This window comes from Mesorhizobium sp. M7A.F.Ca.CA.002.05.1.1, assembly GCF_003998335.1.
Lineage (GTDB): Bacteria > Pseudomonadota > Alphaproteobacteria > Rhizobiales > Rhizobiaceae > Mesorhizobium.
The window spans coordinates 1-2432 of the sequence record NZ_RZQI01000880.1 but is presented as its reverse complement, the minus strand read 5'-3'; the positions used below and the strand labels follow the sequence as shown (position 1 = coordinate 2432).

At 64.0% G+C, this 2432-nt stretch carries 2 protein-coding genes; one reads left to right on the top strand and one right to left on the bottom strand.

The window, feature by feature from the left end; all coding sequences use genetic code 11:
* Positions 1 to 223: 223 nt before the first annotated feature.
* A complete protein-coding gene (gene gor, locus EN939_RS29940; RefSeq protein ID WP_127271266.1) occupies positions 224 to 1615 on the top strand; it encodes a glutathione-disulfide reductase in 1392 nt (463 codons plus the stop codon).
* Positions 1616 to 1675: 60 nt separating this feature from the next.
* Here gor and EN939_RS29935 read toward each other — a convergent pair.
* The coding region (locus EN939_RS29935; protein ID WP_164751342.1) for a magnesium transporter at positions 1676 to 2432 on the bottom strand (757 nt) is incomplete at its 5' end.

Below are 2432 nucleotides of genomic sequence, written 5' to 3'. Positions count from 1 at the left end.
CCAAGGCAAAGGCGCAGGCTGCCCCTGCCGCGCCCGCCGCCGGAGCCGCCGCTCCGGCCGATGGCGCAGCGCCCGCCGATGGCGCGGCCCCTGCGGACAACAACTGACCCCGCATTTTCAATGGCCTTGCGGCCTCCCGCGAAAGCCCGGCCTGTCCGGGCTTTTCTTTTGACGGTTTGCGGCCTACCTGTCTGACACATTTCTGAAGCCTGGGAGCCGCGTCATGGCTGGTTACGACTACGATCTTTTCGTCATCGGCGGCGGTTCGGGCGGGGTGAGGGCGGCGCGTGTCGCCGCGGCACTCGGCAAGCGTGTCGGCATCGCCGAGGAATACCGCTATGGCGGCACCTGCGTCATCCGCGGCTGCGTGCCGAAAAAGCTCTATGTCTATGCCTCGCAATTTCCCGAGCATTTTGCCGACGCCGCCGGCTATGGCTGGACGGTGCCGGAAGCCAGCTTCGACTGGCAGACGCTGGTCGCCAACAAGGATCGCGAGATCAGCCGGCTGGAGGCCATCTACGTCAGGAACGTCGAGGGCGCCGGCGGCGAGACCTTCCATTCGCGCGCCATGATCGTCGATCCGCATGTCGTGCATCTTCTGGGCGAGGATCGCACCGTCACAGCAGACCAGATCCTGATTGCTACCGGCGGCCGCCCGGCGGCGCATCCGGCGCTGCCCGGCCATGAACATTGTATCTTTTCCAACGAGGCTTTCGACCTCAAGAAACTGCCCAAGGCGATCATGATCGAGGGCGGCGGCTACATCGCCGTCGAGTTCGCCAACATTTTTCACGGTCTCGGCGTCGACACCACGCTGGTCTATCGCGGCAAGGAGATCCTGAGCCGGTTCGACATGGACCTACGGCGCATGCTGCACGAGACGATGGAAAAGAAGGGGATAAGGATCCTCTGCCATTCCGTGTCCGAATGGATCCGCAAGCGGCCGGACGGCCGGCTCGACGCGCTCGTCAGCGGCGGCGAGGTGCTGACCGTTGACCAGGTGATGCTGGCCATCGGCCGCATTCCCAACACCGAGAATATGGGCCTGGAAGGCATCGGACTGGAGATGACCAAGACTGGCGCCATCGCCGTCGACCAATATTCCCGCACCAACATCGACAACGTCTGGGCGATCGGCGACGTCACCAACCGCGTGCAGCTGACGCCGGTGGCGATCCATGAGGCGATGTGCTTCATCGAAACCGCCTTCAAGGGAAATCCGACCGCGCCCGATCACGAGACGATCGCGACCGCTGTCTTTTCACAGCCGGAGATCGGCACTGTCGGATTGTCGGAGGACGACGCCGTCAAGCGCTTCCCCGACATCGAGATCTACCGCGCGACATTCCGGCCGATGCGGCACACCCTGTCCGGGCGCGACGAGAAGATGCTGATAAAGCTGGTGGTCGATGGCGCGTCGAAAAAAGTGCTTGGCGCCCACATATTGGGGCCGGATGCCGGCGAGATGGCGCAGCTGCTCGGCATCCCGCTGAAGGCCGGCCTGACCAAGGACGATTTCGACCGTACGATGGCCGTGCATCCGACAGCGGCGGAAGAACTGGTCACCATGTACAAGCCGACCTATCGCGTGAAGGACGGCGAGCGCGTCGATTGACGGCAAATCCGGGTTGAGGAACTCCGCCGCGGCAAGGTCATGCCACGGCGGAGATAGTCGCTACAGAAGCGTGCCGCGCAGGATCACCAGCGCCACCGAAAAGTAGATCACCAGCCCGGTGACATCGACCAGCGTGGCGACGAACGGCGCCGATGCGCTGGCCGGGTCGAAGCCGATACGTTTCAAGGCGAACGGCAGCATCGACCCCGACAGCGAACCGAAGGTGACGATGCCGACCAGTGCAGCCCCCACCGTGGTAGCGATCAGCGGCCAGTGCGGGCCATAATCGTAGAAGCCCATATACTGCCACAGCGCGATGCGGCAGACGCCGACCACGCCGAGCATGGCGCCCAGCACCAAGCCGGTGGGCAGCTCGCGCAGCGCCACCCGCCACCAGTCGCCAAGACCGATCTCGCGCAACGCCAGCGCGCGGATGACCAGCGAGGTCGCCTGCGAGCCGGAATTGCCGCCGGAGCTCATGATCAGCGGGATGAACAGCGTCAGCACGATCGCCTTCTCCAACTCGCCCTCATAGCTCTGCATTGCGTTGGCCGTCAGCATCTCCGAGATGAACAGCGCGCACAGCCAGCCGCCGCGTTTCTTGATCATGGCGAGGAAGCTCATCTTCATGTACGGCTCGTCCAGCGCCTCCATGCCGCCGAAACGGTGCGCGTCCTCGGTCGTCTCCGCGACCATCGTGTCGATGATGTCGTCGATGGTGACGATGCCGAGGATCTTGCCATGGTCGACGACCGGAAGGGCGAGCAGATCGTATTTGGAGATCGTCTGCGCCAGGGTTTCGCGATCGGTCAGCGGG

Bases quoted from the DNA above. Each gene is read 5' to 3' on its own strand.
- gor (WP_127271266.1), top strand. From the start codon at position 224: ATGGCTGGTTACGACTACGATCTTTTCGTCATCGGCGGCGGTTCGGGC.